Source organism: Burkholderia sp. YHN3-13, from assembly GCF_055810675.1.
This window is the reverse complement of record NZ_JBVVNQ010000001.1, coordinates 24,092-49,179: the sequence shown is the minus strand read 5'-3', so window position 1 is coordinate 49,179 and position 25,088 is coordinate 24,092. Positions and strand designations below refer to the sequence as shown.

The window sequence follows — 25,088 nt, the reverse complement described above, 5'->3', positions numbered from 1 at the left end:
GCGCGCTTTCAACGAACCGAAAGTTGCGTGCCATTCTTCGCGTCGAATGGCGACGGATTGCAACTAAACGCGATGCAGCCAGCCGAGCCAGTGTTCGAGCAGCGGCGCGCGCGACCACAGCGATTGCGCGAGCCACAGCGTGCCGCCCCAGGCGGCGGCCACGACGATCAGGTCGCAATGCCCGCTGTTCCACAGGTTGAGCGAGTGACGCCGCCAGATCCACGGCACGCCGAGCGGGTTCGGCCAGTCGGCGAGCAGGTGCATCACGCCGCCGCAGGCGAAGCCGAACAGCGGTGCGGCCCACAGCGGATGCGGATGATGAGTCAGCCCGTGCCATCCGAGCGCAAGCAGCGCGACCCAGCCGATGCCCCAGTGCGTGACGGTGCGATGCGTGATCCACAGGCGGCGCTTGCGGGTCCACCAGGCGACTTCGAGCCAGTCGGGTGCGGTGCCGCCGGCGACGCCCGCGACGAACGCGGCGAGCATGCCGGTGTGCCAGGGGCCGGTGGCGCCGGTTTGCGCGACGAGGACGGCGGCGGCGACGCCGGCCGCGAAGCCGGACGCATGATGTGCGTTGTGTGATGCCATAGGGAGCGAGACAAGCAAACGTGAAGCGGCACGTGAACGAAACAGCGATGTCGTGCGAAAGCGGGGCGCTATCTTCTCAGATCGACCCGCGCTGCGGGAGGGGCGTTTGCAGATTTTTTTGAGTGTGCCGCGTGGCAGGCGGCGAGGTTCGCAACTTTCGGTTTTGCGCGCTGCGTGACGGCGTGCATCGGGCGCGCAACGCATGCCGTTTCGACCGATTCGTTTGGCCGTCGCGGCGCCGCAATGTGACCGCGCGCACACGATCGGCATGCCGTCGTTGCATGCCGCGTGTTCGACCCTTATTGTCCCCCTATACTACGAAGCCGGCCGATCGCCGCCGGCGCGCCGGCGGTCATCGACGGATCAGGTGCCTTTCCTGCCTGAAGGAGATCCACATGGGGGACATGCAATGACTACGCTGAATCGCTTCAAATCATCCGCTGCCGTGCTTGCGACGATGGCCGGCATCGGGTTTATGCCGAACGCGCCCGCTTATGCGAAAGGGCCGCAGCCGGCGGTCCTGACGAGTTCGGCCGTTGCGGTGGCCGACAAGTACAGCGCGGATGCCGCGGAGCGGATCTTCAAGGAAGGCGGCAACGCGATCGATGCGGCGGTTGCGATCGCCTTCACGCTCGCCGTCACGTATCCGGAAGCCGGCAACATCGGCGGCGGCGGCTTCATGACGATCTACAAGGACGGCAAGCCGTACTTCATCGACTACCGCGAGCGCGCGCCGCTCGCCGCGACGAAGGACATGTACCTCGACAAGGACGGCAACGTCGTCAAGGGCATGAGCCTGTACGGTCCGCGCGCGGTCGGCGTGCCGGGCACGGTTGCCGGCATGTGGGAAGCGCAGAAGCGCTTCGGCAAGCTGAAGTGGAAGCAGGTGCTCGCGCCGGCGATCCACTATGCGCGCGACGGTTTCGTCGTCGACGAGCAACTCGCGCAGCGCGGCGTCGATGCATCGAAGGAATTCGGTGGCAAGACCAACTTCGACAAATACTTCTCCGGGCTGAAGGCCGGCGCGAACTTCAAGCAACCCGACCTCGCCGACGTGCTCACGCGCATCGCGAACGACGGCGCGGAAGGTTTCTACAAGGGCAAGACGGCCGAACTGATCGCCGCGTCGATGAAGACCGGCGACGGCAACGGGCTGATCACCACCGAGGATCTCGCGCAGTATCGTGCGGTGTGGCGCCAGCCGGTGCAGGCGAAGTGGAACGGCTACGACGTGATCACCGCGCCGCCGCCGAGCTCGGGCGGCATCGGCCTTGTGCAGTTGCTGAAGATGAAGGCCGACCTCAAGCAGGACTTCGAGGGCGTGAAGCTCAATTCGCCGCAGTACATCCACCTCGTCGCGGAAATCGAGAAACGCGTGTTCGCGGACCGTGCGCAGTATCTCGGCGATCCCGACTTCTACAAGGTGCCGATCGCGCAGCTGACCGACGACGCCTACATCGCGAAGCGGGCGGCCGAGGTCAACCCGAAGGAGCCGTCGGACACGAAGAGCGTGCAGCCGGGCCTCGGCACGACGATGCCGGAGAAGGCCGAAACGACGCACTTCTCGGTCGTCGACAAGTGGGGCAACTCGGTGTCGAACACGTACACGATCAACGGATACTTCGGCTCGGGCGTGATCGCCGACGGCACGGGCATCGTGCTGAACGACGAGATGGACGACTTCTCCGCGAAGCCGGGTGTCGCGAACATGTTCGGCGTGGTCGGCAGCGACGCGAACGCGATCGAACCGAAGAAGCGCCCGCTGTCGTCGATGTCGCCGACGATCATGACGAAGGACGGCAAGGTGTCGCTCGTGATCGGCACGCCGGGCGGCTCTCGCATCTTCACGTCGATCTTCCAGGTGATCAACAACATCTATGACTTCAAGATGCCGTTGAAGGAAGCGGTCGGCGCGATGCGCTTCCATCACCAGCTGCTGCCGCCGAACACGATCTTCTGGGAGCCGTACCACCCGATCGAAGGCGAGCTCGCGAAGCAGATCGAGGCGCGTGGCTACACGCTGAAGGGGCAGGATTTCAGCGGCGACATCCAGGTCATCAAGATCGACGGCAAGACGCCGGAAGCGATGGCCGATCCGCGCGGGCGCGGTGTGACGCGGGTTATTCGCTGACATGAAGCGATGCGTGCGTTCCGCGGCCGGTGCAGGTTGGCGGCCGCGGAACACGTTCAAGCGGTGGCCCGGATGAAGCCGGCGATCCGCTTGGCGATGGCGTCGGGCGCATCCTCGAAGCAGTAGTGCCCGACGCCCGCCAGCCGCTCGACGGGCGCGGACGGAAACAACGCGGTGAAAAGCGGCAGGAAGTGTTCCGCGCCGAGCGTCCGGTCGGCATCTCCCCAGAGCGCGAGCGCGGGTTTGCCGCGTATCGCGCGCAGTGCCGCCGCATCGGGCTCCTCGAACCGGTGCGCGCCGGCGGCAAAGCCGCGGGCCCAGCCGATCGCGCCGAGACAGTCGGCCGGTTGCGCGAACGGCGCTCCGTACGCGGCGATCCACGTGTCGGTGATGACCGCGTGGTTCTCGAACCCGTTCAGCTTCAGCGTGCTCAGGATGTTGAAGCCGAGCTGACCGAGCACCGTTTCGAGCGTATCGTCGGCCGCCGCGCGCATGATCCACTGGAACCACGGCGCCTCGCGAGCATTCGCATTCAGGCGCTCGACGAGATCGGGCTGGCCGAACGGCGTTGGTCCGTTCGCCGACACGATGCGCCGGATCCGGTCCGGATGACGTGCGGCGAGCCCCATGCCGACCGGGCCGCCGAAATCGTGCATCACGAGCGTGATGCGCTCGAGGCCGCGCGCGAGCACGAAGCGCTCGAGGTTGTCGATGTGGTCCTGCAGCCAGTAGCTGCGGTCCCGCGGCGTCGCGCTTTTGCCGAATCCCATGTGATCGGGCACGACGACGCGGTACGTCGGACGCAGCGTTGTCACCAGATGGCGGAACAGGTAACCCCACGTAGGTTCGCCATGCAGGCACAGGACGGTTTCGCCGTCGCGCGGTCCTTCGTCCACGTAGTGCATCCGGAAGCCGGATGCATCGTCGAAATGCGGGGCGAAGGGAAAGGTGCCGTCGAACGCGGCATCGGACCGGATCATCGAACGCTCCTTCGGTAGTCGAGTAGTTTGGTTTCAATATGAAACCGAATGGAAGCGTAGGACATGAGGTTTCAAGTTGCAACCAGAAGCGCGATCCGGTCGACTGCCGCCGGGTGTCGTCGTTGATGCGTGACGAAGCGTCGGAAAGCGATGATGGCGTGATTGACGAGTCAATCGGCTTGAATCTCAGGCCGATCGGAGTCGAAACCTCCGCGCCGTTCGCCGATCGCGAACAGTCGGGTTCGCCCCATTGATCTTTGGGTAGACGGGTTTTATATTGCAACCATTCATTTCAATGGAAAACGACTGCCGCTCAGCCTGCCCACAGGGAACGGCGTAACCGCACGCACCGATGAACCGACGAACCACGCACGAAGATTCCCTTTGCGGCGTTGCCCGCCCGCTCGATGCGATCGGCGACGGGTGGTCGCTGCTGATCGTGCGTGACGCGTTCGACGGGCTGAGCCGTTTCGGCGAATTCCAGAAAAACCTCGGCCTCGCGAAGAACATCCTGGCGGCTCGCCTGCGCAACCTGGTCGCGCAGGGGATCATGGACATCGTGCCGGCCGCCGACGGCGGCGCGCATCACGAGTACGTGCTGACCGAGAAGGGGCGCGGGCTGTTTCCGCTGCTGGTCGCATTGCGGCAGTGGGGTGAGGATTTCTGCTTCGAACCGGACGAGGCGCACGTGCTGCTCGTCGACCGGAAAACCGGACTGCCGGTCAGGAAGCTGGAGCTTCGTTCGCAGGACGGGTGCGTGCTCGGGCCGGAAGACACGGTCGTGCTGCCGCCGCCCGGCTGACATGCGGGATCGCCTTCCGGCTGCATGCTGGCCGCTTGAAGCGGCTTTTCGCAGGCCTCGGCGAAGCGCTTCGTCGCTCTGCGGTAGCGGCCGCGCCGCGCCGGTTTTTCCAGTCGGGGGCCGCCGCGGCATTCGCAGCGGACCCGCCGGCGAGGCACGCGCGACACCAGCGGGTTTCGAACCGCGGCAGACCGCGCATGCATCGAACCGCCGTCAGCTCCGGTCGTTCGCCGCGTTGCTTTCGAGAAAGCTGTCCACCGCGATCAGCGACTGCTCGTCGAGCGTGCCGAGCACGCTTTTCAGCTTCAGTTGCAGCTTCAGCGCATCGAGGTAACTGTCGAACAGCTTCTGCCGGATACCCGAGATGTCCCGCCGCAAGTTCAGCGTTTCGTACGTCGTGCTGTAACCGACCTGATGCGCTTTCATCGACGAATCGTACGCGAGCCGCGCGGCCTGCAGCGACTGCTGCAGCGCGCGGATGCGCTTGCCGACCGATTCGAGCGCGGACAGCGCCTCGCGATGATCGGTGCCCAGTTGCTCCTCGACCTCGCGCAGCCGGTTGCGGTATTGCTCGGTCACGTGCTCGGCTTCCACCTGCCGGTAGTACACGCTGCCGCCGGAGAAGATCGGAATCGTCACCTGCACGCCGAACGCGCTCTGATGGAAGTCGGACCGATCGGTGAGCCCGCGCAGGTTCGGGTTGAGCCCGCGCGAATACGACGCGAACAGGTCGACGGTCGGCAAGTGCTCGGCGCCGACGCGCTTGGCGGCGAGCCGCGCGACCTGTACGTCGCGATACGCCTGACGGTACGCGGGGTTGTCCTGCGGCGCGTAGTCGCCGGACGGAATGCGCGGCGACGACCCGCGCATCGCGAGCCGGGGCCAGCGCGTGAAGTCGATCGTCGAGCCGAGCAGTGTCTCGTAGCGTGCGCGCCGCGCGTCGACGTCGGTCTGCGCGAGCGCTTCGTCGGATTGGGCGAGGCTGCGGCGCGCCTCGATCTCGGCGGTGTCGCCGATCGTCTTCATCCCGAGTTGCGCCATGCGCCGCGTGTCGCTTTCGAGCCGTGCCAGCGCGCTGACCTCGTCGTCGGCCGACTGCAGTTTCTCGCGCGCGCTCAGCAGGTCGAAGCACGCGTTCGCGACGCGCAGGATCAGGTCCTGCTTCGCGACCTCGAGTTTCTGCTTCGCCGATTCCTCGTACTCGGTCGCGCGCCGCATGTCGTACAGGTAGGGCACGTTGAACAGGGCCTGCGTGATCTGGGCGGAACCGTATGCGGCATTGCTCGAGCCGCTGACGTCGATGCCGAACAGGTTTGCATGCGTACCGTAGCGCCCCCATTCGAGTTGCGCGGCGGCTTGCGGCAGCATCTGCGCGCGCGCTTCGGGGAATTTCTGGCGGGCCGCGTCGTATTCGCTGCGCGCCTGCAGATAGCGCGGATCGTGCACCGATGCGTACTGGTAGGCGGTGTCGAGGCAGAACGCGTGCGCGTTCGTGGTCGCACCGATAACCGTTACAGCGATCAGTGTCATGGTTGCAAGTCGGGGATTCCACCTAGTTGGAAATCTTGATAAGGAAATACCCGCATTCCGCGTTGCCGATCCGCCATTCGCGCGCCTCGTTTCAAACATGGTCGTCTCCGTCTCCTGCCCGTGCCGCAACGCATTGCGGCGGGATTTAAACGTTTTGAAATTGAAATTCAAAAAACATGAATGTCGCTTAGCCGTCATACATCGGAAATTGCGACTGTAAGAGTGTGTCCTCCATTGAATTCCGATGCGACCGCATGATAGCCTGATTTCGGCTGGTAATCGCGGTGATTATTAGATTAACAAGTCGCTAGGGATTAAAAGCCGTTTGTCTTTCAATGAAGGTTCTTTGCATCATCTTTATTTTTTACGAGGAGAGAATGATGAAGGTCATGACGACGGAACAGGTCAGGAATGTGCATGGCGGCGGGGCGATCAGCTCGCTGGGCAGCCTCGCCGTTGACGCCGCGCCGGTGGTGACCGCGCTCGGCCAGTTCCTGCCGAGCCTCGGCAATTACCTGCAGAACCCGAAGACGTTCAACAACACCGGCAAGTAACCGCCGTGCGCGGGGAGGCGCCCCCCGCGCGAGATGCCGCGAAACAGAAGGAAAAGAATCGATCGCCGCAGTGGCAATTAAGCGGCTCCGGAATGCATTATTTCGGAATCGGGCGATTATCAGGAGGCAGGAGTGCCGGATTATCTCCGTAATAAAGTAAACGGCCATTGAGTTTTCGATTGGCTGACGGCTGCAGGCATTCCGACAATATAAAGGCCACAACAAATGCGAGACATCACGGAAGAACAGGCCCGCCAGATTCGTGGCGGCGCGTCGCTTTACTCCAATTCGGCTGCCTATACGGTCGATCTCGTCAACCAGTCGATCGGGACCACGCTGCAGGGCCTGATGACCCAGTACCAGACCCGCGCCGTCGAACAGTTCCGGATGTCGCTCGGCTCGTCGCGCTGAGCGGCCGGTAACACCGGTCTTCCGCCGCGGCCGGCAGTGCGCCGGCTGCGCCCATGCGTATCGCGCACGACCCGCCACGGGCCCGCACGGCAAGCCCGGGCGGCGTGTCGTCGCGCCCCGGGTGCCCGACCATGCTCTTCAATACGCGCAAAGTCCGTCCGGTCCTGCAGGACGAGGTGACGGAGTGCGGCCTGGCCTGCCTCGCGATGATCGCGTCGTGGCACGGGCGCGAAACGACGTTGCGCACGCTGCGCAACCGCTATCCGGTGCGGATCGATTCCGGGCTGTCGTTCTTCGACCTGATGGAGATCTCGAACGATCTCGGGCTGCGCGCGCGCGGGTTGCAGTTCGACGCGGGAGAACTCGACGCGCTCAAGACGCCGTGCATCCTGCATTGGGGGATGAACCACTATGTCGTGCTGACGAAGGTCGGCTACGGCAGCGTGCACATCGTCGACCCCGCGCTCGGCGAGACGAAGCTGCCGCTCGCGCAGGCGCTCACGCACATCACCGGTTATGCGCTCGAACTGAATCCGGACATCGGCTTCACGCGGGCGGGTCCGACCGACCGGATCCGGTTGCGCGACTACCTCGCAGGGCTGACGGGCATCCGCAAGAGCCTCGCGATCGGCATCGCGGGCGGCGTCGCCGCGCAGCTCCTGCTGCTGCTCGGCCCGTCGTACGTGCAGCTGACGATCGACGAGGCGCTGAAGAAGACCGACGTCGACATCCTGTACCTGCTGACGATCCTGTTCGCGATCGTGTTCCTGTTCGACACGCTGTACGCGAACCTCGTCGGCAACATCAAGAGCTACCTGCGCAACATCGTGTCGCAGCAGCTGTCGGCGAACATGGTCGGCCATCTCGCGCGGCTGCCGATCGGCTATTTCCTGTTCCACAACACCGGCGATTCGATTTCGCGCGTGTCGTCGGTGTCGGAGGTCGGGCGCTTTCTCGTCGACGGGCTGGTCGGCGGGCTACTGAATATCGTCACCTGCACCCTGACGCTCGTGCTGATGTTGTACTACAGCCCGGTGCTGGCCGGCATCAGCCTCGCGGGGATGGTGCTGTTCGCGCTGAGCCGGCTCGCGATCCAGCCGCGGCTGCAGGACGCGATGTCGCAGATCCTCACGCGCGGCGCGCAAGCCGATGCGCTGCTGATCGAGAACATCCGTTCCGCGCATTCGATCAAGCTGCTGTCGGCCGAGACCGCGCGCAGCAGCCTGTGGGTCAACGCGTTCACGCAGAAGCTGCAGGCGATGCGCCAGCAGGAGCGGCTGCAACTGCTGTTCGATGCGATCTCGAAGGGGATCGTGCACGTCGAGCAACTCGTGATCGTCACGTACGGCGCGTGGCTCGTGATGCACGGACAGAGCACGATCGGCGTGATCTACGCGTTCATTCAGTACAAGAACCTGTTCGCCGACAAGTTCATCGATTCGATCCAGCTCCATGTGCGCCGCAAGGTGCTGCAGGTGCACATGGACCGCGTCGCCGACGTGCTGCAGACCGAGACCGAGGAGCCCGCGCCGGATGCGGTCGTACGACCGATCGACGGATTCGACGGTGCGCTGTCGATCCGCGCGCTGTCGTACACGCCGAAGGGCGGCAACCGTCCGATCCTGCGCGACATCGCGCTCGACGTGCCGGCCGGCGCCAAGATCGCGATCGTCGGCCGCACCGGCAGCGGCAAGACGACGCTGTTGAACCTGATCTGCGGGCTCGTGCGCCCGGACCCGGGCACGCTGTTCGTCGGCGGCGTCGATCTCGCGGAAGTGAACCTGCGGCAGTACCGCAAGCATCTCGCGGCCGTCACGCAGTCCGACCAGCTGTTTCGCGGGACGATCCGCGACAACATCACGAACTTCGCGCCGGCGCCGCGGATCGGCGCGATGTTCGACGCGGCGAAGCTCGCCTGCATCCACGACGAGATCGAGCGGCTCGACCACCGCTACGACACGCCGCTCGGCGATACGCAGAAGTTCCTGTCGGCCGGCCAGATGCAACGGCTGCTGATCGCTCGGGCGCTGTATTGCGAGCCGCGCCTGCTGATCCTCGACGAGTTTTCGTCGAACCTCGACCAGGCGACGACGCACGAGATCTGCCGCAACGTGTTGACGCTGCCGTGCACGATCGTGCTCGTCACGCACGACGCGTCGATCCTGTCGATGGTCGACCGCATCTACCAGATGCACGACGGCGTATTGACCGACGCGACCGGCGCGTGGCACGCGGCCGAGGAGGCACGGTGATGCTCGGGCGGCTCTTCCTGCTCAATCCGTTCTCGTATGCGTTCCTGCTGCGCCGCGCGGTGCGTGCGGTCGCGCTGCGTACGTCGCCCGCGTTCGGGCTGCGGCTGATGCGCTGGTGCTCGGGCGCATGCCTGCGCTGCTTTCCGCCCATTCGCGAATCGATCGAACGCGCGGTCGCCTACATGCTGAGCGCGCACCTGAACGACGATCCGCGGCGCGTGCGGGAAGTATCGGCCGCGATCGTGCGCGAGCTGTTCGAGGCCGAGTTCGCCGGACTCAAGCTGCGCACGCACAGCCTCGCGTCGATGAAGTCGATGATCGACGGGATGGCGTGCGAAGGCGACGATCAATTGCGCGCGGCGCTCGCACGCGGCGGCCCGCTGATGCTCGCGGGGCTGCACTTCGGCAACCTGATGCTGTTCGTCACGAAACTGCGCTTCATGATTCCCGACGACCGCAAGCTGATGGTGATCCTGCATCGCGACGCGCCCGGCGCGTTCTTCGACGATGCGCTGCGGCTCGTCGCCGAATACGGCGCGGGCGACGTCGAGTTCATCGACATCGAGGAGCGCGTGCATCTGCGGCGGCTGATCACGAGCCTGCGGCGCGAAGCGCCCGTGTTCCTGCTGTTTTCCGACCTGCACGGCAAGTTCGGCAAGACCAACCGCTGCCGGCTCGGCGGGCGCTGGGTGCGGATGGCCGGTGGCGGCGTGAAGCTCGCGGTCGAACAGGGGATTCCGCTGCTCGTCGCGTATGCGACGGGCGTGCCGTTCCGCGATCGCTGCGCGGTGCATTTCACCGGGCTCGCGGCCAGCCCGCTCGCGCCGATGCTCGGGGCGGACGACGACGCATCGCCGGTGCGCGCGACGCACCAGCGCATCGTCGACCGCCTCGAACAGGCGCTCGTGCGCCAGCCCGAGCAATGGCATTTCTGGGAACACTTCACGCCTTACCTGATGCCGACGCCGCTGCTCGATGCGGCCGCGCGGCGTCGCGCCTGACGAGCCTGCCCCATGCCGATCTGGAATTCCGCCCTCCAAGAACAGAAGCCGTCGCGCAAGCTCGCGCGCGGCACCACTTTCGGCACCGTGATCCACGGCGTCGTCGACGTGCCGGTGTCGATGCGGTTTTTCTGCTACCTGTCGCTGGCGATGTTCGCGATGTTCGTGACGGCGCTCGTCGAACTGAGCTACGCGAATACCGAGAGCGTGTCGGGGATGCTGACGCCGCGCTCGGGGCTGATCGGCGTCGGCGCGCCGCCGGGCTGGGCGGTGCGCGACATCTACGTCGGCAAGGACCAGCAGGTGAAGGCCGGCCAGCGGCTGATGGCGGTGACGCGCGACACGAGCTTCGTCAGCCAGGCGAACAACGTGCAGGGCATGCGTGCGGCGCTCGACCGGCAACGCGTGGAGGTGACGCAGCAGATCGACGCGGCACGGCTCGAATACCGGTCGTCGGTGCAGCAGATCAACCAGCAGATCGCCGCGCAAGGCGAGAGCCGTGGGCTGATCGACCGGCAGATCCAGGACCAGAAGCGCATCGTCGACGAGTACGGCGAACGGCGCGCACGCGTGAAGCAGCTGCTCGACGAGCAGGTCGTGACGCTCGAACAGTACAACCAGGTCAACACGCAGTACCTGCAGGCCGGGCAGGCGTACCAGGACCTGCTGCTGCGCCGCGCCGAGCTTGCGAAGAACGCGATGAAGCTGCGCGGCGACCTCGACACGATGCAGAGCAAGTACGACGGCGCGAACGCGGAACTGAAGATCAAGCAGGAGGAGCTGAACGCGAAGGAATACAACATCGACGAGAACGTGAACCAGGTGCTGTACGCGCCGGCCGACGGGCAGATCGTGCGGCTCGACGTCGTGCAGGGCGGTGTGATCGACCCGCCGGGCACGCGCGTCGTCGAGATCCTGCCCGCGCAGGCCGACGGGCTGATCGCCGAGGTCTACATTCCGTCGTCGAAGGCCGGCTTCGTGAAGAAGGGGCAGGAAGTGAAGGTTGCGTACGCAAGCTATCCGGTCGAGAAGTTCGGCACCTATCGCGGCAAGGTGCTGTCGATCTCGCCGGTCGCGTTTTCGGCGAAGGAGCTGAACCTGCCGGGCGATGCGGCCGCGCCGCAGACCTACTTCAAGACCTGGGTCGAACTCGCCGATCGAACGCCGTCCTTCGAGGGGCGGCCGCTGTCGCTGCGGGCCGGGATGATGCTGAAGGCCGACGTCGTGCTGGAGCGGCGCAGCCTGCTCGAATGGCTGTTCGAGCCGCTGTACCGGATCCGCCAGCGCCTGTTCGGCGTGCCGGCCTGAGCCGATGGCGAATCGCGACATTACCCGCCGCCGCGCGCGGCCGGGCGCCGTGCGTCCGTTGTCGCGCTGGCTCGGCGCGACGCTGTTCGCGTGCGCGGCTGCCGCGCACGGCGCGCCGCAGCCGGACGGCGATGCCGCGCCGCGCTGGCAGGCCGGTGCCGACGGGATCGGCTTCTGGCCGGGCGGCGATGCGGACGGGTTCGACGCGAGCGCGTGGGCGACCGATGCAGGGCTGGCGCACGGCGGGCGCGATGGCGCTGCGGCCGGCGTGCCGCCGCTCGACGCCGTCCCGTTGAGCGCACGCAAGATCACGCTCGGGCAGCGCACCGGTGAAGCGGGGCGCGCGTGCGCGGGAGCGCGCGACGATGGCGTCGACGGTATCGGCTTCGACGACAACGGCGCGGACGACGGCTGCGCGCCGGCCGCGCCGCGCGAGGCAACGGCGGATGACGCATCGGCTGGCGGCGTGGTCCACGCCGGCCGGATGCCGTACGAACTGCATCCGGTCGATCCGTCGCGGCTGCCCGATCTGCCGGCCGCGCAGGCGCCGCCGTTGCTCGAGCAGCTGATGGGCGACGACCGCAACATGGTCGGCCTTGGCTGGCACTTCGTCGGGACGACCGGCCGGTCGACGCCCGTGACGACGCATACCGACGCGCTCGGGCTGAACAGCTTCCAGAACGCCGGGTCGAGCCTGTCGCTCAGCAATACGAACACGCTGGCGTTCACGTTCACCCACTTTTTATCGGAGCACTGGGCGGCCGAACTCGGCGCGGGCATTCCGCCGGTGCTGACGCTGCGCGGGCACGGCAGCATCGCGCTGCCGCTCGAGCGCATCTTTGCCGGCGTCCAGGGGCGTCTTCCGCTGATCGACCTTGCGAACACGCAAAGCAATCCGCTCGCGACCACGCGCGCGTGGCTCGGGTCCGTCGTGTTCAAGTACTACCTCGGCGAGCGCGACGATCGCTTCCGGCCGTTCGCGGGCATCGGCGTCAGCTACACGCGCTTCACGAACACGAACCTGAACCCCGTGTTCCAGCGCAAGCTCGCGTCGCTCGGCGGGCTGCTCGCGGCAGGCGCGGACATCGGCAGCCTGCAGTCGCTGTTGCTCGACCCGGCGATGTTCCAGCGGATCTGGGATGCCGGCGGCGACCTGCTGCTGTCGGGGCGGACCAATGTATCGGCGAAGGTGAAGAGCGTGTGGGAGCCGGTGTTCACCGTCGGCGCGAGCTACCAGATCACGCGCCGGCTCTGGATCACGGGGATGGTCACCTATATCCCGCTGCGGACGAAGATCACGCTCGACATCAGCCAGCCGAACCGGACGCTTGCATCGAACACCTTCGATATTTCGGCCAATCCGGTGCTGGCCAGCGTGCTGCTGAACTTCCGCTTCTGACGGTCCCGGCGGCCGGTTTTCATCAATTTGACGCGCGACGCTGGGATAATGGCGAAGTTTGGCCGCGTCAATGATGGAAGGAGGCCCCATGGGCGACAAAGATACCCGCACCGAGACCGACAACCTTGCCGATTCGAGCTCGATGGAAGCGCGTCAGCGCCGCTTCGAGGAAGATCTCGTCGACGCATACGACGAAGAACTCGAAATGGAGCTCGACGACCGTCGCTTCGACGACGGCGACGACTTGCTGTTTTCGCAGGCGCGTCGCGAGGCACGCAAGCAGTATTTCCGCGAGCTGTTCCGGCTGCAGGGCGAACTCGTGAAACTGCAGGACTGGGTCGTGAGCACCGGGCACCGGCTCGTCGTCATTTTCGAAGGGCGCGACGCGGCCGGCAAAGGTGGCGTGATCAAGCGGATCACGCAGCGCCTGAATCCGCGCGTGTGCCGTGTCGCCGCGCTGCCCGCGCCGAACAACCGCGAGCGCACGCAATGGTACTTCCAGCGCTACGTCGCGCATCTGCCGGCCGGCGGCGAGATCGTGCTGTTCGACCGCAGCTGGTACAACCGCGCGGGCGTCGAGCGCGTGATGAATTTCTGTACCGACGACGAGTACGAGGAGTTCTTCCGGTCGGTGCCCGAGTTCGAGAAGATGCTCGTGCGCAGCGGCATCCAGATCGTCAAGTACTGGTTCTCGATCACCGATCACGAGCAGGAAGTGCGCTTCCAGGCGCGGATCCAGGATCCGCTGAAGCAGTGGAAGCTGAGCCCGATGGACCTCGAAAGCCGGCGCCGCTGGGAGGCTTATACGGCCGCGAAGGAGGAGATGCTGCAGCGCACGCATATTCCCGAGGCGCCGTGGTGGGTCGTGCAGGCCGTCGACAAGAAGCGCGCGCGGCTGAACTGCATCCACCATCTGCTGGGCCAGGTGCCGTATCACGAGGTGCCGCACCCGTCGATCGACCTGCCGCCGCGCGAGCATCACGAGGACTACATCCGCCGGCCGACGCCGGACGACATGATCGTGCCGGATACTTACTGACGCAGGAATGCGCCTGGCAGCGTCAGGCAAAGCGGGGAAGGCAGGTGCCTTGCCCGCGCGTCACAGGTCCGGAAACCCCGAGCGCCCCTGGGTCAGGTCGAACAATTCGGCCCTCGCATCGGCCTCGGCGGTTTCCGGCAGCTTGATCACCAGTTTCACCGTCATGCCGTACGTGCTGTCCACCAGTTCGTATCCGGCCTGTTCGATCCAGCGGCGCACGCGCGCCTCCTCTGGGTAGCCGATCTCGATCGCGAGCCGCGTCTGGCGAATGCGCTCGATGCGCTCGGCATCGAGCAGCGCCGAGGCGATCGCATCCGTATAGGCGCGCACCAGTCCGCCCGCGCCGAGCTTCACCCCGCCGTAGTAACGCACGACCGCGCCGAGCACGCCGTCGAGATCGTGATGGCGCAGCACTTCGAGAATGGGCCGGCCGGCCGTGCCCGACGGCTCGCCGTCGTCCGACATGCCCGACTGGCCGCCGGCCAGCAGCGCCCAGCACACATGGGTGGCCGTCGGATGCGCGTCGCGCAGGCGTTGCAGCGCCTGCATCGCGGCATCGCGGTCGTCGACCGGGATCGCGAGCCCGATGAAGCGGCTCTTGCGGATCTCGAGTTCCCGGATGTGTGTGGTCGCGAGCGTGTATATCATGGTCCGGGTGAGTAAAACTTTAAGTAAATCAATGGTTTTTGCAGTCGCCTGCTTGAATCCGTGTTGATTGATGTTGACCTAAATGGGCATAATTTGCCTACATGGTGCCTACATGGACGGGGCTAAATGAAGCGAGAGAATTTTACCGTGGCGCGCGTCGATGCATTTCGTTGCGACCAAAACAAGAAGCAGACGATCTACTGGGACGCGAAAGCGCCTGGGCTGGGATTGAGAGTGACGTCAACTGGTGCACGGGCATATGTGTTCGAATCCCGGCTTTTTGGGAAAACGGTTCGTTTGACGATTGGCGATCCGCGAACATGGGATCTCGCGGCTGCGCGTTCGGAAGCTGCGAGGATGAAGACGCTTGTCAATGAGGGTAAGGATCCGCGCGTGTTGAGGGCGGAGCAGCGAGTTGCCTACGAGGCACAGGAGCGCAAGAAGCGGCAGCAAGTTGTCACGATGGGCGAGGTTTGGGATCAATACGTCGGCGCCAGAAAGGCGCAATGGAGCGAGCGGACTTACCGGGACCACGTTCGCCATTCGGCAGTCGGGGGCAGGGTCAAGTTGCGCGGCAAAGGTGACACGAAGCCAGGGGTATTGGCATCTTTGCGGGCCGTGCCCATGGTCGAGCTGACGGCGCGACGCGTTTCTGTGTGGCTCGAAGCTGAGACCCAAGTTCGTCCGACAGTAGCAAGTCTCGGCTATCGAATGCTGCGCGCTTTTATTCGGTGGGCTGCGGATGAGCCCGAGTACGCTGGTCTTGTATCTTCGGATGCGTATAGGGGGCGTACAGTGCGGAAACTTGTTCCCAAGTCAAATGCTAAGCATGGCGATGTTTTACAGCGTGAGCAACTGTCGGGATGGTTTGCGGCAGTGCAGTCAATTCCGAACCGTGTTCTATCAGTCTATTTTCAGGGACTGTTAATCACTGGCGCTCGTCGGGAGGAGCTGGCCGCCCTTCGTTGGGAGGACGTCGACTTTCAGTGGAGAAGTCTGAAGATCGCGGACAAGGTGGAGAAGGTTGATGGGCGAACCATACCACTTACATCTTATCTGGCAGAGCTTCTGGGGGAGCTGAGAGAATTGGCAAACGAGAGCGATGCCAAATGCTTGAGCAGTGAAGCGGGTTCGTCGCCATGGGTATTCCGCAGCCAGAGATCCGCAACCGGTTATGTATCTGATCCAGGGTTAGCGCACCGGCTAGCGTTACGTGATGCAGGGTTGCCACATGTAACTTTGCATGGACTTCGTCGATCATTTGGTACGTTATCCGAATGGATCGATGTCCCAGTTGGTGTGGTCGCTCAAATCCAGGGGCATAAGCCGTCTGCCATCGCTGAGAAGCACTATCGCCGACGTCCGCTGGATCTTCTTCGTATGTGGCACGACAAGATCGAAGCTTGGATGTTAGAGCAAGCGGGGATCGCGTTCGAGTCGCCGGAGAAGGGCTAAGCCACGACTGCCGGTGGGGTGCCTGATGCTCTGTATCGGGTTGCGCGGTTGATCGGCATCTGCTGCGCGATTTATGGCACTTTCTATATCGCTAACTGTTCGGACCGAACCGAGTAGGGGCGCCGTTGGCGTGCGGCGATTCTGACGATCGTGGCACGTTTGCGCATGATATAGCCTGGTGTTCTTGGCGGCGAGCATTGATCAACGATGCTCGAAGCCCCATGCCCCAATAAATCGATGTAGAATCCTGTCTGCCGCTCTGTCACAGGTTGCGGCTTAAGTATCAAGACACCCAAGCGCTTCACCAATACACCCATTTGGGTTGCGGCTGCTTGCAGCCTATACACCCTACCCGCTTAGCTGTAGTGAAGCTGGCCGCTGATGGTCAGCATTGTCCGAATGCGCGTGAAATTTTTTGCGCCTCGGATGCCTCTTGTCGGGCGGACGCTCGATCGAGAGTGCCACTGCACGCCCCTATATCCCATTGTTGTCGACTAGTTGTTGCCGTTGGCCCGCTTCTTTGCCCGTTGCGGTCACTGGGGCTTTGCGTCTTCAACAGGCATCTGCGTGACATTGTCCGACACGCAGGCTGCAGGGATTTTTCGGACCTTACTCAACGTAGATTGCTGCTGTGACCAGTGATCGTTTTGAGGGGTCACAAATGACTTCGATTCATAAGCGGTGCAAGGGTGTAAGTAAAAACTTGACGTGTATCGAGCAAGGGGATTTTGATGTTCGGGCTCAGAGCACGCTGAACCACGCGCTGGTTGCAAGCGATTTTGCATCTCCACATTTTGAGCCGCGCCTGACGACAGAGCAGGTCGCTCGCGTCTTTGGAATTGAGCCGCAGACGGTGCGAAAGCGCTGGTCGCAAACGGGCTCATATTTCGGTTTAAAGCCTATCAAGCTTCCAAACCGGCGGCTCATATGGAGTGCTGACGCCGTGGCAAAATTTCTGCGCGGGGAGGCTCTGTGATGAACGGATACCAACCCACAACGCGGCCGCAGCAGCAGGTCGTGTACGCGCGAGCCTCTCGACCATCTCGGCAGCCGCGCGATTGGAGAATGTCAACAACAGGATACGGCGGGGGTCCACGCCTTCGTCTAGCAGGCTCTCCACCCGCGCGACGAGCGTACGTGTCTTGCCAGTACCGGGGCCGGCCTGGAGCAGGTAGGCTGCTCCTCGATGCATCGCAGCTTGTCGCTGCGCGTCGTTCATCGGGATATCCGGCGTTTGACGGGGAGGCGTGAGGGTCAGGCTAGGCAGCAGTAATGCGTCAAGCATCTGCTGCGCCACCACATCAAACGGTGCGCCAAGCCGGGTGGCAATGGCGCTACACGTCATTCCCTGTCCCAAATGCAGTTCCCTGACTACCGGGCGCGGCAGCAAGAACTCGCGCGCAAAGACGAGCACGAGCGAGCCGAGGATGGAGACGCCGGTCGAGTGGTCTTCGAGGCTACGCCGGCGTCGCGTCGCTCTGGCAACTGGTGGTCTTCCGTCGTTGCCTGGTTCTCGGGTAGTAAGTCGGACAAGTAGTCGGCATGCGGCATCATGGTGTCTTTTACAACGGGGTTCCGGCGCGCTTGTCAGCGTGCTGGAGCATTTAGGGTGAGGAGGGCAGCCCATGGTCCCAGGGTATGTCTATGTTTTGGTCAACCCGAGTATGCCGGGCTTGATCAAGATCGGGCGAACACTACGCGACGCCCGTACGCGTGTGCGCGAACTTTCGTCCACGGGTGTGCCAACGCCGTTCCAAGTGGCCTTCGAATTGTTTGCTGAACAACATGAGGCGCTGGAAGCGAAAGTACATCTTGCGCTGACCGATTTTCGTGTCGATGCGGCGCGCGAGTTCTTTCGGTATCCGCTCGACAAAGCCATTGCATTGCTACTCGATTTGGCCGAGCCTTCCCAGAGTCCGGCAGCACAGTACGTGGCAGAAGACGTGACACAACGGCTTCGGGAAAAATATCCCGCGTACCTGCGCTCCGATATCGCCGCGGTCAGAATCGTTCAAATGCCCGGACGTGTCTGGCTGGAGATCACAACGGAGGAAGAGCGCGCCGGTTATCTTGTCGATCAGATCGTCCGGCGCACGGATCTAGCCTTCATTGCTGACACGGACGAGCCATTTTTTCGGCCGGAAGATGAAGTCCGTTTGAACTCGGAAAAGCTGGTGAGCGACTACGATACGTACTCAATCGTCATGACCACGGACCTGTTTCACGACGAGGCGTGCCGGCACATCGAGCGAGAGCATCATGCGGAGAGACGTCACCTCGCTTGCCGTTGAATGTCTGATGGCGGTGAGTCGCTTGGCCTGGTGTTGCTTTCGCGCTTCAGCTGGACGCGACTGGACAAGACTTGTCCTGAGTTTCCGATATCTTTCTGCAGGCTTGACCGAAGTAACGCGCAACTCACTTGTCCGGAGGTTCGGACGGCATGAATATTAACGGGTGACTGGATGAGTCGTATCGGATGGATCGATTTTTCTTCGACGGATCGCAAGCGCGTGCACGAAGTGCTCGCGCTGATGAAAGAACCGGGCACACTAGATGAGCTGGGCTTCGGACAACTCCGAGATGCATACGCGGACACGCTCTTTCCCGGCTTCACTACGGTTCAGACGCGCGCACGGTATTTCCTCGCCGTGCCGAAGATCATGCTGGACTGGGCGGAGTTGCCAGACGCGAAGCGCCGCCGCCGACCGCTCGACGAATATCTGAAGATCGCGGAGAACGAATTCGCCAGGACGCTCAAGACCAACTACGATGCGGCGGATCTGGAACCTGAAGGCGTGATCGGTCACACCGTGGTGGAGCAGGGCGGTGTTGCGCGACGTCCGTCCTCGACTTACTGGAACGGCCTGCGCGTGTTTGAAATCGTACGCACGAAAAGTTCGCTCGCGGAATTCTGCCGCTACTGGCGTCGCGACGGGGATGCTCAGGAAACCGTAAGCTCCGAGGAAGGCAGCGATGACGCCGGGCAACGCTTCGAGTCCGTCGTGCGTCGGCCGCCCGGATCGCGAGGCGACTGGCCGGCCGGTCTCACCTTGAAATTGGACGAGGACGAAGCGCGTTTCCTGCGCGAGCGCTTCACTACGGCGCGTGACCTTGATGACACGGTTTGCGCCCAGTTGCTTTCCAACGACCTGACGATCAGTGCGCTGAGCGACGACCACGCCAGCTTTGCCGCGTTCAGCGCATGGGCAGCCGGACAACTTTCGCTCAGCCAGACATGCCGCAACAACATCGCGGCAGCGCAGCGCTTCAGCCTCGCAGTCGAGGGCGCGCATATCGTTTTCAACCGGCTGATTGCGGAAGGCATCGACGATGACCGACTGCACGCGGTCTGCGATGAGCTCTACGCCGATTGGCGCGTAACAGTCAAACTCGCCGGTATCTTCCATTCGGGTGCGGATCTCGAGTGGCTGAGCGTCGCCGAAGCGGGCGGCACGCGTGTGAAGCGGCGGACCATCGAATTCCTCGAACGATGGAACGTGCTGAATCAGGCTGACGCGCCGAAGCAGGCCGATCTCGATGCCCTTGTCCGTACTCAGGCTGTCGACAACAAGCCCGCGCGCTCGTTGTTGATCAAACTGCCGCGCGAGCGTGCCGACTGGTACGGCATGAGTGCGCTCGACTACCGATGGCAGACCGTGCGGCGCATGTTGAACGATATCGTCGAGGTGTTGCCTTGCTGACGCTCGAAAACGATCGTCTCGACTACGGCGGTCAATTGCGCGCGCCGCCGGGCTATGCGTTGCACTCAGCTATCGCAACCACCTTCTCGCTCGATCTCGAAACGCTCGCCGCCGCTTCGCTCGCGCTCACGCTGGATCAGACGCTGGAAGAAGAGGAGGAAGGCGAACTGTCGGCTGAGCGTGTGGCGTTGCTCGAATCCATCGATCAGCTTCAGAAGCGCCTGATGGTGTTTTATCAGCGCGGCAACATCAAGGTGCCGGGCAAATTCAATCGCCTCTTTACGTTGCTCGAGCCGCTGCTCGTGCCGGTCGTGGCGCTCGAAGGCGCAAACGGTGCGTTCGCGTCGTTCCATCCTAAGGTGTGGCTGCTGCGCTTCAGCGCGCTGGATGAGGATGGTGCGGATCGCTGGCGCTTGCTGGTGTTGTCGCGCAACCTCACGTTCGATCGTAGCTGGGATCTCGCCGTGTCGATCGACGGCGAAACGGCACGAAACGGCAACGGCGATCCGCGTCTCCTCGCGTTTCTGCGCTCGCTGGCGCAGGACGCTCGCCACATTCCGGAGATCAAAGTCTGGTGCGATGCCCTCGGACACGTCGCCTGGACGGCGCCCGATCAGTTCGACCCGGCGTTCGAGGTGCTGCCGGGCTTTCACGGCGACGAGAAGACCGCTGGCGTGCCGCTGGATCTGCCGGACAAGTTCGACGATCTGCTGGTCGTGTCACCTTTCCTCGATGCCGATGGACAAAGCATGCTCGCCGAACTGGCCAGCCGCACGCGCGATGACGCGAGACGCACGCTCATCAGCCGGGGTGACACGCTCGACAAGATTGGCAGAGACGCGCTGGAAAACTGGGATTGCCTGTCGCTGTCGGAGCGCGTGGTCGACGGCGAGGAACGGCTCGAAAGCCGCGCGCCAGAGCAACAGAATCTTCACGCCAAGCTCATCGTCGCGAAGCACGGCGCGCAGGCCATCTGGCATGTTGGTTCGGCCAATATGACGAACGCCGCGTTCGGGCAGCCGGGCAAACTGGCGCCGCCCCGCAATCGCGAACTGATGCTGCGACTGACGGGCAGGAACCGCAAGATCGGTCCCGACGCCTTGCTAGAAGCATGGAAGACGTCTAACGTGTTCCATAAGCACGAGTTTCGCGAGGCTGGGCCGGCCAGCCGCGAGGAAGACAGCGCGATGCGCCGCGCCGTGCATGCACTCAGCTCCGCCGGGTGGCTGCTCCACGTGAAGGAAGATCGGAGCGAGCCGGGCCGGTTCGATCTGCGGCTCGACATGCAGCCGGACGGCGCGGCCGTACGATTGCCGGCGGGCTATGAGGCCACCGTGCGCCTGCTGTGCCGCGACGATCCGCGCGCGCTCGGCGCTCCGATGACGTGGACCGGCGTCAGCCTGACGGACATTAGCGCATTCCTGCCGGTCGAGATCGTGTCGCCGAAGGGCGTGCGCAAGCGATTCGTCGTGCAGGCGGCGTTGTCCGTCGACTTGCTCGAGCGGCGCAAGGGTGCGCTGTTCCGGGATATCGTCGGCGATGGCCGAAAGCTCCTGCGTTACCTCGAATTGATTCTGCACCTGGATCCGTCGCGCACCGACTGGTCGCGCGCCGACGGCAACGGGCAGGGCGCAGACGTGTTCGGGCTCGACGGCAAGGGCGCGCTCTACGAGCAACTCCTGCGGGCGGCCTCGCGCGCGCCGCGCCGGATGGGCCGTGCCATCGATATTTACCGGCGCATTCGCGCCGAGGTCGAGACTTTGCCGGAAGGGCTGGACGCGCTCTTCGACAGTTTTGTCGCCTACCATCGGGAACGAAACGCATGATGCATGAAGCGCAACAGCGCATCCAGGACGCGCTCGGTGACTTGAGGGACTTTCAGCGCGCAACAGTCACGCAGGCGTGCATGCGTCTCGATGGCCCGAACGGACTGCACGGCCGGCTGCTGGTCGGCGATGAAGTTGGACTTGGCAAGACGCTGGTGGCGCGCGGGGTCGTGGCTTCGCTTTTGAGCCGCCGCCTGGAAGACAATCGTGCGGCGCCACCGCTCAGAGTGGTCTATATCTGCTCGAATCAGGCGCTCGCGCACGAGAACGCGGGCAAGCTCGCAGTGTTCAGCGGCAGTGAACAGGAGCAGTGGGTCAGTTCGCTGAAATTCGGCCGTCTCGCGGAACTCGGTCTCAAGCAGGACGACCCGGAACCCGGCACGCTGATGGAATCGTGCTCGCTCACGCCAGCGACTTCGTTTTCGCTGAGCCGGGGAGGCGGGAATGCGCTGGAGCGCTACATTCTCTGGCTCGCCGTGAAGAGCGCACGCCAGATTAATGACACTGAGCAACTGGAAGAATTCTTTCGCAACGGCGTGAAGGGCGCATGGGAGTACGCCGCGTGTTATTGCGATAACCGGGAGCTTGAGCCTCAGGCGCTCGCGGAGTTCATCGGGCGCCTCAAGGAGCGGCCGAAGCTCGATGCGTCCGCGCGAACTGCGGCGAAAGCGTTGCAACTGAATCTGCATTCGTGGGCCACGCTGATCCAGGGCCTATCCGAAGCGGCGGCGGAAGATGTCAGGGCGATCAAACACGGCACGCATCTGACGACCTGCGTGCGCGGCGGCATCCGGCAGATGTTCGTCGAAGCCTGCGCGCGCAATCTGAAGGCGGATATCTTCATCCTGGATGAATTCCAGCGGTTTTCGGCACTGCTGCACGCCGGCTCCGTTACGGCGGATGCGGCTGCCGGCGAGGACGCCGTTTCGGAGGAGCAGATCATCGCGCGGCGGGTGCTCCATGAAGGCACCGGCTATGCAACGCTTCTGTTGTCGGCGACGCCGTTCAAGGCGCTGACGCATCTGGACGAAGATCAGGAAGACCAGGCGCACGAGAAGCAGCTCAACGAGTTGCTCGGCTACCTGTGCCGGGACAATAAGGACGTGCTCGGTCGTTACGCAAAGGCGCGCGATGCCCTGCTGCGGCAATTGCTGACGCTGCCGTCAGCACCGCTCGTGCCGGGCACGCTCAGCACGGCCGAGCGCGACCGCGTCGAGGATGCGCTACGTCCTTATATCTGCCGTTCTGAGCGGGGCGCAATCGAGCCGGACATCGAGAAGATCTTCGTGACAGTACGGGCGCACGAACTGGATGCACGCCCGCAAACGGCGGAGATCGATGGATTCGTCGCGCTCGACCGGCTCGCCCAGGCGCTCAAGTCGGTTAGCCGTGGTCACGCCGTGAGCGATGTCATGCAGTTCCACAAGGCCGCGCCCTGGAGCCTGTCTTTCCTGAGCGGCTATCAGCTTCGTGAGACGCTGCGCCTGCATGCCAGAGAGACGCCCGTCAAGGAGGCGCTGAAGGAAGCCGGCGCGGGCTGGATTCCGTACCAGCGCTTCCGGAACTACAGTCTGGATCTGACGCGCGAGGCGCCGAGCGGACGCTTCGCGCAAGTGTTGCGTGCGGCCGCGCCAGAGGGCGCCGAACGCTTGCTCTGGGTGCCGCCGAGCCTGTCCAACTATGCAGGCTGCGGCCCCTTCAAGGACAAGGAAGGCTTCAGCAAGACATTGCTGTTTTCCTCGCTTGTACTGGCTCCGCGTGCGCTGAGCAGCTACGTTTCGTACGAGTGCGAACGGCGTTTGCTGGCCAGGGGGCGCAGGCGTCACGATTATCTCGACAACCGCGACGCGTACAAAGGCACCTTGCTGTTCGACGGATCGAAGATCGGCCCGGCGTGGGGGCTGATTTATCCGTCCGCGCGTCTGGCGGCCGTGCCGGTATGTCATCCCGGCGCCTCGCTCGATGAAGTCAGGCAGCGCGTGTGCGACGAACTGACGGCGGATTTCCGCCTGCTGTGCGAGCGCTACGGGCACGGCGCGCAGCGTTACAGCGCGCGCTGGTACGCCCTCGCGCCGTTCCTGCTCGACATGCTTCACGATGGGGACAACGACACGCAGGCAAGCGTGACGCGCTGGGCGCGCGCATTCGAGCGATTTTCGGCGGCCAGTCAGGCGCGTAAGGCTCACGTGCCGCGCGTTCTGGAACTCCTTGCCCGCGCCGGTGGCGGACTCGGTGAGCCGCCTGACGACCTGCTCGGCTGGCTCGTGGATCTTGCCATCGCCGGGCCGGCGGTGTGTATGCGGCGCACGCTCTGGACGGTCTGGGAGACCGGCGCGGCCGACGAGTCCGACGACAAACTGCTAGCGCACGCGACGGACTGCGCATCGTCGTTCATCGACAAGATGAACCGCATGGAATCGCAGCGTGTGCTACGGGCCGTGCTGCCGGGCGCCAAGCCCTGGGTAGCCGTCTCATCGTACGCTGCGATGGGCAATTTGCAGGCCGTGTTCGACGAGTTCCTGCATCTGCTCAAATCGGTTTATCGCGGCATGGACGAGTCGGTCGGGGCGTTTCACGTGGCCATTGCGCCGGGTGCGGTGTCGCTCACGGCGCAGACCGCACTGCCGCCGCTGAAAGGCCAGGTGAAACGGCACGACGTGACGTTCCACTGCCACTATGCCGTGCCGTTCGGTAATCAAAGCAGCACAGAGGAAGAGGGCATCAAGCGGATCACCAACGTGCGTGCATCGTTCAATTCGCCGTTCTGGCCGTTCATGCTCAATTCGACGTCCATCGGTCAGGAAGGACTTGATTTTCACTGGTATTGCCGGCGCGTCGTGCATTGGAGCCTGCCTGCCAATCCGATCGATCTCGAGCAGCGTGAAGGGCGCATCAACCGCTACAAATCGCTGGTAGTGCGCCAACGTGTCGCGCAGGCTTATGGCAACGCGTTGACTTTCCCTGCGGCGTCGCAGTCACTCGACGTATGGACGCGTCTTTTCGATTTGGCAAGCAAGGATGAGCGCCGCACGGATCTCGTGCCGTACTGGTACGTCCCGCGTGGCTACGCGTGCCTAGAACGGATCGTACCGGTGGCACCGTTCAGCAGCGAAATTGACCGGCTTGATGAGATTCTGCGGATTCTCTCTCTTTATCGATTGTCGTTCGGCCAGCCGAGACAGCAGGAACTCATCGAGAACCTGCTTAGGCGGAATTACGAGGACGCCGATCTGCGAGAGATCCGCAGAGCGCTTCTAGTCGATCTAGCGCCGATCAACCATGTTCTCAAAGCGGCATGCAAAGACTGCGCAGACGCGGCTTGAGGAAACGCCCCGGGAGTTGCCATCCGGCCGTTGCAACGCCGCTCCGCCTATTCTTCTGTCACCACTCGCCTTCAAAGGTCATCCGCCCGCCGCTCCTAGAAACCGGAGTCGTCGTGGGGAGCGATTTCCACCACTGTCTG

Annotated in this window: 19 protein-coding genes; 14 read left to right on the top strand and 5 right to left on the bottom strand. The window is 63.7% G+C overall.

The genetic code is table 11. From position 1 onward, the window contains the following. Positions 1 to 63: 63 nt before the first annotated feature. Positions 64 to 588, bottom strand: coding sequence for a metal-dependent hydrolase (locus AC0KUR_RS00215; protein ID WP_034191578.1), 525 nt, complete (start codon positions 586 to 588; stop codon positions 64 to 66). Positions 589 to 997: 409 nt separating this feature from the next. Here AC0KUR_RS00215 and ggt point away from each other — a divergent pair, with 409 nt between their 5' ends. Then, positions 998 to 2,719 carry a gamma-glutamyltransferase gene (gene ggt, locus AC0KUR_RS00210; RefSeq protein ID WP_473375156.1) on the top strand — a complete coding sequence of 574 codons (1,722 nt, stop codon included), beginning with the start codon at positions 998 to 1,000 and terminating at the stop codon, positions 2,717 to 2,719. Positions 2,720 to 2,775: 56 nt separating this feature from the next. On the opposite strand, the gene AC0KUR_RS00205 is transcribed toward ggt, so the two are convergent. Beyond that, the gene (locus tag AC0KUR_RS00205; RefSeq protein ID WP_200087469.1) at positions 2,776 to 3,699 is read right to left on the bottom strand and encodes an alpha/beta fold hydrolase; all 924 of its coding nucleotides are present in this window, start codon (positions 3,697 to 3,699) and stop codon (positions 2,776 to 2,778) included. Between the two features lie 352 nt (positions 3,700 to 4,051). Here AC0KUR_RS00205 and AC0KUR_RS00200 point away from each other — a divergent pair, with 352 nt between their 5' ends. Continuing rightward, positions 4,052 to 4,501: a winged helix-turn-helix transcriptional regulator gene (locus tag AC0KUR_RS00200; RefSeq protein WP_473375155.1), complete on the top strand. Its 450-nt coding sequence runs from the start codon at positions 4,052 to 4,054 to the stop codon at positions 4,499 to 4,501. A gap of 213 nt (positions 4,502 to 4,714) precedes the next feature. On the opposite strand, the gene AC0KUR_RS00195 is transcribed toward AC0KUR_RS00200, so the two are convergent. After that, positions 4,715 to 6,031, bottom strand: a complete 1,317-nt coding sequence (locus AC0KUR_RS00195) for a TolC family protein (protein ID WP_376699810.1) — start codon at positions 6,029 to 6,031, stop codon at positions 4,715 to 4,717. Between the two features lie 377 nt (positions 6,032 to 6,408). Here AC0KUR_RS00195 and AC0KUR_RS00190 point away from each other — a divergent pair, with 377 nt between their 5' ends. The 7 genes from AC0KUR_RS00190 to ppk2 all read left to right on the top strand — a co-directional run bounded on the left by AC0KUR_RS00190 (position 6,409) and on the right by ppk2 (position 13,995). Continuing rightward, the gene (locus AC0KUR_RS00190) at positions 6,409 to 6,585 is read left to right on the top strand and encodes a hypothetical protein (RefSeq protein ID WP_006479216.1); all 177 of its coding nucleotides are present in this window, start codon (positions 6,409 to 6,411) and stop codon (positions 6,583 to 6,585) included. A 225-nt stretch (positions 6,586 to 6,810) separates the two neighbouring features. Continuing rightward, the gene (locus AC0KUR_RS00185) at positions 6,811 to 6,996 is read left to right on the top strand and encodes a hypothetical protein (protein WP_027791386.1); all 186 of its coding nucleotides are present in this window, start codon (positions 6,811 to 6,813) and stop codon (positions 6,994 to 6,996) included. A 131-nt stretch (positions 6,997 to 7,127) separates the two neighbouring features. Then, positions 7,128 to 9,248 carry a peptidase domain-containing ABC transporter gene (locus AC0KUR_RS00180; protein WP_059556440.1) on the top strand — a complete coding sequence of 707 codons (2,121 nt, stop codon included), beginning with the start codon at positions 7,128 to 7,130 and terminating at the stop codon, positions 9,246 to 9,248. Next, positions 9,245 to 10,249 (top strand): lysophospholipid acyltransferase family protein, encoded by a 1,005-nt coding sequence (locus tag AC0KUR_RS00175; protein ID WP_034191696.1) that lies wholly within the window; start codon positions 9,245 to 9,247, stop codon positions 10,247 to 10,249. Before AC0KUR_RS00180 ends, AC0KUR_RS00175 begins: the two co-directional genes overlap by 4 nt. Before the next feature lie 12 nt (positions 10,250 to 10,261). Continuing rightward, positions 10,262 to 11,557, top strand: a complete 1,296-nt coding sequence (locus AC0KUR_RS00170) for a beta-barrel domain-containing protein (protein WP_034191572.1) — start codon at positions 10,262 to 10,264, stop codon at positions 11,555 to 11,557. A 4-nt stretch (positions 11,558 to 11,561) separates the two neighbouring features. After that, complete coding sequence (locus AC0KUR_RS00165; RefSeq protein WP_473375154.1) at positions 11,562 to 12,956, top strand: OmpW/AlkL family protein; 1,395 nt, start codon at positions 11,562 to 11,564, stop codon at positions 12,954 to 12,956. A gap of 88 nt (positions 12,957 to 13,044) precedes the next feature. Continuing rightward, a complete protein-coding gene (ppk2, locus tag AC0KUR_RS00160; RefSeq protein WP_034191570.1) occupies positions 13,045 to 13,995 on the top strand; it encodes a polyphosphate kinase 2 in 951 nt (316 codons plus the stop codon). Between the two features lie 60 nt (positions 13,996 to 14,055). On the opposite strand, the gene AC0KUR_RS00155 is transcribed toward ppk2, so the two are convergent. After that, complete coding sequence (locus tag AC0KUR_RS00155) at positions 14,056 to 14,643, bottom strand: IMPACT family protein (protein ID WP_473375153.1); 588 nt, start codon at positions 14,641 to 14,643, stop codon at positions 14,056 to 14,058. Between the two features lie 126 nt (positions 14,644 to 14,769). Here AC0KUR_RS00155 and AC0KUR_RS00150 point away from each other — a divergent pair, with 126 nt between their 5' ends. Then, complete coding sequence (locus AC0KUR_RS00150; RefSeq protein WP_431641477.1) at positions 14,770 to 16,098, top strand: tyrosine-type recombinase/integrase; 1,329 nt, start codon at positions 14,770 to 14,772, stop codon at positions 16,096 to 16,098. 892 nt (positions 16,099 to 16,990) lie between these two features. Here AC0KUR_RS00150 and AC0KUR_RS00145 read toward each other — a convergent pair. After that, complete coding sequence (locus AC0KUR_RS00145) at positions 16,991 to 17,512, bottom strand: UvrD-helicase domain-containing protein (RefSeq protein ID WP_473375152.1); 522 nt, start codon at positions 17,510 to 17,512, stop codon at positions 16,991 to 16,993. A 211-nt stretch (positions 17,513 to 17,723) separates the two neighbouring features. On the opposite strand from AC0KUR_RS00145, the gene AC0KUR_RS00140 reads away from it, so the two are divergent. The 4 genes from AC0KUR_RS00140 to AC0KUR_RS00125 all read left to right on the top strand — a co-directional run bounded on the left by AC0KUR_RS00140 (position 17,724) and on the right by AC0KUR_RS00125 (position 24,948). Then, positions 17,724 to 18,389: a GIY-YIG nuclease family protein gene (locus AC0KUR_RS00140; protein WP_473375151.1), complete on the top strand. Its 666-nt coding sequence runs from the start codon at positions 17,724 to 17,726 to the stop codon at positions 18,387 to 18,389. A gap of 171 nt (positions 18,390 to 18,560) precedes the next feature. Continuing rightward, positions 18,561 to 19,799: a DUF6361 family protein gene (locus AC0KUR_RS00135; protein ID WP_059544970.1), complete on the top strand. Its 1,239-nt coding sequence runs from the start codon at positions 18,561 to 18,563 to the stop codon at positions 19,797 to 19,799. Further along, positions 19,793 to 21,625, top strand: coding sequence for a phospholipase D family protein (locus AC0KUR_RS00130; RefSeq protein WP_473375150.1), 1,833 nt, complete (start codon positions 19,793 to 19,795; stop codon positions 21,623 to 21,625). Before AC0KUR_RS00135 ends, AC0KUR_RS00130 begins: the two co-directional genes overlap by 7 nt. Further along, entirely contained in the window at positions 21,622 to 24,948 is a 3,327-nt protein-coding gene (locus AC0KUR_RS00125; RefSeq protein WP_473375149.1) for a helicase C-terminal domain-containing protein, read from the top strand. Before AC0KUR_RS00130 ends, AC0KUR_RS00125 begins: the two co-directional genes overlap by 4 nt. Positions 24,949 to 25,088: the final 140 nt, after the last annotated feature.